Genomic DNA, 7,062 nt, shown 5'->3' on the forward strand with positions numbered 1-7,062 from the left:
TGCCGGAGCCGAACGCCCACGCCATGCGGCTGGCCGCTGGCTTGGGCATGACGCCGGTGTTCGAGACGGCGCGCATGTACACCAGGCGTGCACCCGATCTGCCGCTGGACGAGGTGTACGGCATCACCTCGCTCGAGCTGGGGTGAGCGATCGGCGTGTCGATCCGCCACCCGTCGTTCGTCGTCCGTCTGATGACCCCGGGGCAGGCCCGTGGCGCCACTCAGGAGATCGATCATGAAGACGCTGACTTTCGAAGTGACCCTCGACGTGCCGCGCGCGGTGGCCTGGGAGGCGATGCTGGGGGACGAGGGCTACAAGGCGTGGACGGCCGCTTTCTGCGAGGGGTCGTACTTCACAGGCTCGTGGGAGGCGGGTGCGCGCATCCAGTTCCGCTCGCCCACGGGCGACGGCATGACCGCCGAGATCGCGGAGAACACGCTTCACGAGTACGTGTCCATCCGCCACTTGGGGATGATCGTCAACGGCGTGGAAGACACCACGAGCGAGCAGGTTCGCGCGTGGGCGCCCGCCTATGAGAACTACCGGTTCCTCGATGCGCCAAGCGGCTGCCGCGTCGTCGTCACGCTGGACACGATCCCGGCCTACGAGCAGTACATGCTCGACACCTATCCCCAGGCGCTCGCGCGCCTGAAGGCGCTTTGCGAGGGGTAGTGTGCTCGGGGTGGTGGGCAAGGCGCACAATGCCAGCCAACGCCATGCAACACACCCTCTTCGACACCCCGGTCGTCAACACCCTCCTGCGCGGCACATCGCGTGCCACGCTTCGTCTGCTGGGCTGGCAGGTGCAGGGCAGCCTGCCGCCGGAGGCGGCCAAGTGCGTGCTGATCGCGGCGCCGCACACCAGCAACTGGGATCTGCCGTTCACGCTGATGGTGGCCTTCTGCCTGCGGCTGCGCATTTACTGGATGGGCAAGGCCAGCCTGTTCCGCGGGCCGTTCGGGCCGATCATGCGCTGGCTGGGTGGCGTGGCGGTGGACCGCAGCAAGAGCAACAACCTGGTGGCCGCCGCGGCCGCGGCGATCGTCGCAGCGCCGGGGCCGCTGCAGCTGGTGGTGCCGCCCGAGGGCACGCGCGGCAAGACGCGCCACTGGAAGACGGGCTTCTACTTCATCGCGCTGCAGGCGCAGGTGCCCATCGTGCTCGCCTACATGGACTACACGCGCAAGGTCAGCGGCCTGGGCCCGGTGTTCGTGCCCACCGGCGACGTGGAGGCCGACATGGCAACCATCAAGCAGTTCTACGCCGGCATCCGCGGCCGCAACGCGGATCAGTTCACGGCGCAGTAAGCGTGCCTTGAAGACGGGCGTGCAGGCCTTACTCGGCCACCACGTCCATCGTGCCTTCCACCCGCACCTCGCTCTTCAGCGAGTTGGCGATGAAGCAGGCCTCGTGCGCGCGGTGGTGCAGGGCGTCCAGCCCGGCGGCATCGGGTGCGCGGCCCTTGAAGACCACGTGCGGGTGCAGCACCACCTCGGTGATGCCGGTGCGGCGGTCTTCCGGCATGGTGCCCATGCGGGCCACGGCGGCGTCGTCGTAGCGGTCCACCACCCAGCCGTCACCGGCCGCGATGGACAGGAACCACAGCATGTGACAGCTCGCGGTGGCGGCGACGAGGGCTTCCTCCGGGTCCACGCCCGTCGGGTCCGAGTAGGGCACGCGCACCGAGTGGGGTGAGCTGGACCCGCGCACCTGCGCGCCGCCGTCGAAGTGCCAGGCGTGCGCGCGGCTGTACTTGTTGTCGGTGAAGGTCTGGCCCTGGCGGTCCCAGGTGACGGTGCAGGTGTGCGTGGCCATGGCAGTGCGCGACTTCAGGTCGGGTTGGCAGGGGTGGCAAGCGTAGGCGCAGCGGCTGGCCCGGTCAACGCCCGCGCGGCGGGTGGCTGCGCCGCGCGCCGCCGCACGGCCCCGATGTACTGTCGCAGGGCATACAGCTCATCGGTGTAGGCCAGCGGCACCTGGATGCCGGCCACGCGCGTGTCCAGCGCTTCCAACTCGGCGATCAGCGCCGCGGCATCCGCGCCCGGTGCGGCGAGCTGGGCCTCGATGTCGCGCAGCTGCCCGTACCAGCGGAACACGCGTGATCGGATGCGGAAGGCATACAGCGGCGGCACCACGCGTGAGAGCGGCAGCAGCACCGCCAGGATGATGCCCAGCGCCAGCCACATGCGCTCCACCAGGTTGGCGATCCAGAAGGGCAGCCAGCGCTGCAGGAAGGGCCGGCCGGTGCGCAGGGCGCGCTCGGCCTCGGGCGCCAGCGGGTACTCCGCATGGTCGGCGGTGGGGAACGCGCCCGCGCGGTTGAACCAGCCGGCCGAGCCATGCACCTCGCGAGCCGCCTGGGTGAAGAGCTGCACCAGGGCCGGGTGCGTGTCGGCTTGTGCGAGCAGCGACGTGGTGGTGGCCACCAGCCGCACGTCTTGCGGCGGTTGGTCACGCGCCAGGTCCACCACGCCGCGCGGTAGCACCACGGGCGACAGGAAGGGCATGCGCCGCGCATAGGCCTCGCTGTGCGCGAAGTCCATGAGCTGCACGCCAGGCGTCATCAGCAGCATCTGAACCAGCAGCGATTCGGGCGCGGAGGCGAACACGATCACGTCCAGTTCGCCGGCCAGAAAGGCCACCGTGGCGGGGGTCTGGTCCAGGCGGGAGAGGGTGAGCGCGCCGGGATCCATGCGGTTGGCTTCCAGCAGGCGGTTCACCAGCGCCGGCACGCCGCTGCCGGGCGTGCCCACGTTCACGCGCAGGCCGGTGAGTTGCGTGGGGGAGGTGAGGGCCTTGCCGGGCAGGCGACGCGCGACCTCCGCGCGGTAGAACACCCACACCGGCTCCAGGAACAGGCTGCCCAGGGAGGCGAGGCCGCCTTCCTCGCCCTCGGGCTGCGGCTCGGCGCTGCCGCCCTGCACGAAGCCCAGGTCCACCTTGTGCTCGCGCAGCAGCGCGAGGTTGGCCGACGAGCCATCGGTCGGCCGCAGCACGACCTGGATGCCGTGCGCGGCCAGCGCGCGCTGGTAGCGCTGGCCGATCTGGTCGTAGGCGCTCTGCGCGGGGCCGGTGGCCAGCACCACGCGCTTGGGCGGGTTCGGGTCCAGCCACCAGTACGCCGCGGCCAGCAGGGCCAGCGCGAGCAACGCGAAGGGGCCGACCGAGACCAGCAGGTCGCGCAGCGACAGCAGCGTGTCGCGGACGGTGGCTACGGGCTTCAAGCGTTCCCGCTCACAGCTCGCCCGCCGCGGGCAGGTGCAGCGCACCCAGCGTCACGCCGCGTGCCGCCGCGATGGCGCGCACCACGGCGCGGGCTGTCACCTCCGCCGCCATCGTGCCCAGGGTCATCATGCCGAGCGTGCGGCCGCTGGCGCCGGTGGCCAGCGCAAACAGCGTGTCGCCGTCGCTCTGCGTGTGCACCGGGTTGATGGCGCGGGCCAGTCCGTCGTGCCCCACCGTGGCCAGGCGGCTGGCCTGCACCTTGGTGAGCACGGCGTCGGTGGCGATCACGCCGATGGTGGTGTTGCTGCCGGCCAGCATGGGCTTGGCCTCCTCGCCACGCAGCAGGGCGCGGCGCGTGTCGCGTAGCGTGTGGCCGTCGTCGTTGCGCGAGCCGGCCAGCAGGCGGCCCGTGTCCGGGTCGATCACATCCCCCAGCGCGTTGCAGGCCACGATGGCGCCCACGGTGACGCCGTCCACCGTGATCGAGGCACTGCCGATGCCGCCCTTCATGGCGCGGTCGAAGCCGAAGATCTTGCCCACCACCGCGCCGGTGCCGGCACCCACGCAGCCCTCCGCAGGTGCCTCGCGGGAGGCGGCCTCGCAGGCCGCGTAGCCGGCCGGTGCATCGGGGCGGATGCGCGGGTCGCCCAGCGGCAGATCGAACAGCACCGCGGCCGGCACCAGCGGCACGCGGGCGGGGCCGACCTGGATGCCGATCTCGCGTTCGTCCAGCCAGCGCATCACGCCGCTGGCGGCGTCCAGGCCGAAGGCGCTGCCGCCGGCCAGCAGCACGGCATGCACCTGCTCGACCACGTTGGAAGGGTGCAGCAGGTCCGTCTCGCGCGTGCCGGGGGCGGCGCCGCGCACGTCCACGCCGGCCACCGCGCCGGCGCGGGCCAGCACCACGGTGCAGCCGGTGGGCCGGCGCGTCTCGGTGAAGTGGCCGACCTCGATGCCCGCCACGCGGGTGATGGCGCCGGCCTCGCTCTGCAGGGCGTCAGGGAGCATGCGCGGATTATCCACGCGGGGTGGCAGCGGTCGCGGGCTCAGGCGAGCGCGTACGCATCGCCTTCACGCACCACGCGGCCGGCGGCCTGAAGTTCCATCAGGTGCTGGCGGATGGTGTTCGATTCCGCCGCGTCCGCATAGGCGATCTCGTAGCCCACCGGGTACATCACGCGCCGCGCGGTGAGCTGGGCCAGTGTCTGCGGGCCGTCGGCGAGATAGCCGAGGAGCTTGTCGCTGCGCTCGTCGATGCGGGCGCCGAAGGCCGCCAGGTGATGCAGGAACTGCGCGCGGTCCGTGATCACGGCACGGTGGTGGGAGGTGACCCATACCCGCGCGTCGAGTTCCGCCACCTCGCGCAATGTGCGGCGGAAAGCGGCCAGGCTCGACGTGCCGTCGCCGTAGTAGGGCCCGAAGCCGGTGAGGTCGATGTCGCCAATGAAGGCCAGGCCCTCGCTTTCGACCAGCAGCGCGCAGTGGCCCGAGGTGTGGCCAGGCAGGTGGTGCGCACGCACCCGCACGCCGCCACCCAGATCCCACACCGTGTCGTGCGTGTAGGCGGTGGCGTCCGGCCGGGGGTGGTAGTGGAAATCGCGGTCCACGATCTCGCGCAGGGCCTCCAGCACCGCCGTGTCGTCATAGCCGTAGTGGCGGCACAGGCCTTCCCAGCTGCGCGCTGCGTCCACGTCGGCCTCGTGCACCTGCACTGCGGCCTTCGGAACGCGGTGCAGGCCGGCCATGTGGTCCTCATGCACGTGGCCGAGGATCACCAGGTCCACCTCGTCGAACTCGGGGCCGATGCGGTTGGCCACGATGGGCGTGTCGAAGGCGGCGCGTGTGTCCGCGCCATGCACGATGACCTGGTTGCCGTCCGGGTACTTGCCCGACTTGTCGCCCAGGTGGATGGCCACCGGGCCGAATCGCAGGGGTTCGCTCATCCGTTGTCGTCTCCTGCCCCGCATTGGAGCAGATCCGCGCCGCCGCCGCGCGGAGCTTGATGCAGATCAACACGGTGGCGCGATCCGCCCCACGGCAGCCGCCGGGCGGTGTAACGTGCCGCCCCGGGCGTGGTGTCCCGAGGGGAGGCAGGCAATGGCATGGATGGAATGGAGCGACGCGCTGGCGCTGGGCCTGGACGGCGTGGACGCGCAGCACCGCTGGCTGGTGGAGGCCACCAACCAGCTGCATGAGGCGCTGGCGGACCCCGGCATCGGCCGCGAGACGGTGGGCCGCACGCTGGACGGCCTGATGGACTACACCATGAACCACTTCATCATGGAGGAAGACCTCTTCCAGCGCCACGGGTACCCCGAGCGGGAACGCCACACCGCGCTGCACGACCAGTTCACCGCCGCGGTGATGAGCGTGATCAACCGCTTCGAGGACGGCGAGGAGGTCGGCGCCGAGGTGCTGGCGCTGCTGAAGGATTGGCTGGTGCAGCACATCCTGCACGTGGATCGCGCCTACGCCCCCTTCTTCAAGGAGCGCGGCATCGCCGCCTGAGACGGCACCCATCGGCAGAACCCTCTTTACAGATCGAGGGCGGGCAGGGAGGATCGCCCGCATGACCCCTGACCTGCTGCGCATCGGCTGTGGCGCCGGCTTTGCCGGCGACCGCTGGGATGCGGCCGTGCCGGTGGTGGAGGCACTCGCCGCGGCCGGCGGGCCGGCGGTGCTGATGTTCGAGACGCTGGCTGAGCGCACGCTCGCTCTGGCGCAACTGCGGCGGCGCCAGCAGCCCGATGCCGGCTTCGAGCCCACACTCGCGCAGTTCGTTCGCCCGGTGCTCGCCCGCTGCGTGGCCGCGGGCATTCCCATAGTCGGCAATTTCGGCGCGGCCAACCCGGTGGGTGCAGCGGCCGTGGTGCAGGCCATCGCGCGAGAGCTGGGCCTGGGACCGTTGCGAGTGGCGGTGGTGGAGGGCGATGACCTGCTGGCCACGCTGACGCCCGATCAATGGGCCGAGGTGTTGCCAGCTGGCTTGCGCGGCCGTGAACTCGTGAGCGCCAATGCCTACCTCGGCGCGCAGGAGATCGCGGCTGCGCTGCGTGCGGGCGCACAGGTGGTGGTGACTGGCCGCGTGGCGGATCCGGCACTGGCGCTGGGCCCGCTGATCGCCCACTTCGGCTGGGCCGCGGACGACTGGGACCGCCTCGCCGCCGGCACCATGGTGGGCCACCTGCTGGAGTGCGGCGCCCAGGTCACGGGGGGCTACTTCGCCGACCCGGGCGTGAAGGACGTGCCCGATCTCGCGCGGGTGGGCTTCCCGATTGCCGAGGTCACGGCCGACGGCCGCTGCGTGATCACCAAGCCCGCCGGCACCGGCGGTTGCGTGACGCGCCGCACGGTCATCGAGCAACTGCTGTACGAGATCCACGATCCGGCCGCCTACCTCACGCCCGACGTGGTGGCGGACATCACGCAGGCCGAGGTGCGCGAGCAGGGGCCGGACCGCGTGTCGCTCACCGGCGTGCGCGGGCACGCGCGGCCGCCCACGCTGAAGGCCACGCTGTGCCATGAGGGCGGGTGGCTGGCCGAAGGCGAGATCTCCTATGCCGGCGCCGGTGCCGCCGCGCGCGCTCGGCTGGGCGGTGACGTGGTGGCCGAGCGCGTGCGCCTGCTGGGCCTGCCGGTGCAGGCGCTGCGGCGCGACCTGATCGGCGTGGCCAGCGTGTTCGCGGATGACGCCGGCCGCTGGGTGACGCCGGCCGCGCAGGACGCCAACGACGTGCGCCTGCGCGTGGCCGGCGCCACGCCGGACCGCGCGAGCGCCGAGGCCCTGGCGCGCGAGGTGATGGCGCTCTACACCTGCGGCCCGGCCGGCGGCGGCGG

At 71.7% G+C, this 7,062-nt stretch carries 8 protein-coding genes; 4 read left to right on the forward strand and 4 right to left on the reverse strand.

Annotated elements, in window-relative coordinates; genetic code table 11:
- Window positions 1-234 precede the first annotated feature (234 nt).
- Both ACE3T5_RS20405 and ACE3T5_RS20410 read left to right on the forward strand, forming a co-directional pair.
- Window positions 235-672 carry an SRPBCC domain-containing protein gene (locus tag ACE3T5_RS20405; protein ID WP_374669945.1) on the forward strand — a complete coding sequence of 146 codons (438 nt, stop codon included), beginning with the start codon at window positions 235-237 and terminating at the stop codon, window positions 670-672.
- A gap of 44 nt (window positions 673-716) precedes the next feature.
- A complete protein-coding gene (locus ACE3T5_RS20410; protein WP_374669946.1) occupies window positions 717-1,307 on the forward strand; it encodes a lysophospholipid acyltransferase family protein in 591 nt (196 codons plus the stop codon).
- A gap of 28 nt (window positions 1,308-1,335) precedes the next feature.
- On the opposite strand, the gene ACE3T5_RS20415 is transcribed toward ACE3T5_RS20410, so the two are convergent.
- Genes ACE3T5_RS20415 through ACE3T5_RS20430 form a run of 4 tightly spaced genes read right to left on the reverse strand, consistent with a single transcriptional unit; the run spans window position 1,336 to window position 5,168 of the window.
- A complete protein-coding gene (locus ACE3T5_RS20415; RefSeq protein WP_374669947.1) occupies window positions 1,336-1,815 on the reverse strand; it encodes an OsmC family protein in 480 nt (159 codons plus the stop codon).
- Window positions 1,816-1,829: 14 nt separating this feature from the next.
- A complete protein-coding gene (locus ACE3T5_RS20420) occupies window positions 1,830-3,224 on the reverse strand; it encodes a TAXI family TRAP transporter solute-binding subunit (protein ID WP_374669948.1) in 1,395 nt (464 codons plus the stop codon).
- Window positions 3,225-3,234: 10 nt separating this feature from the next.
- Entirely contained in the window at window positions 3,235-4,233 is a 999-nt protein-coding gene (locus ACE3T5_RS20425) for a P1 family peptidase (RefSeq protein ID WP_374669949.1), read from the reverse strand.
- A gap of 38 nt (window positions 4,234-4,271) precedes the next feature.
- Window positions 4,272-5,168, reverse strand: a complete 897-nt coding sequence (locus tag ACE3T5_RS20430; protein ID WP_374669950.1) for an MBL fold metallo-hydrolase — start codon at window positions 5,166-5,168, stop codon at window positions 4,272-4,274.
- A gap of 154 nt (window positions 5,169-5,322) precedes the next feature.
- Here ACE3T5_RS20430 and ACE3T5_RS20435 point away from each other — a divergent pair, with 154 nt between their 5' ends.
- Both ACE3T5_RS20435 and ACE3T5_RS20440 read left to right on the forward strand, forming a co-directional pair.
- On the forward strand, window positions 5,323-5,733 hold the full coding sequence (locus ACE3T5_RS20435; protein ID WP_374669951.1) for a bacteriohemerythrin: 411 nt from the start codon (window positions 5,323-5,325) through the stop codon (window positions 5,731-5,733).
- Between the two features lie 61 nt (window positions 5,734-5,794).
- The coding region (locus tag ACE3T5_RS20440) for an acyclic terpene utilization AtuA family protein (protein WP_374669952.1) at window positions 5,795-7,062 on the forward strand (1,268 nt) is incomplete at its 3' end.

This window comes from Ramlibacter sp. (assembly GCF_041916345.1).
In the GTDB taxonomy this organism is placed as follows: Bacteria; Pseudomonadota; Gammaproteobacteria; order Burkholderiales; family Burkholderiaceae_C; genus Ramlibacter.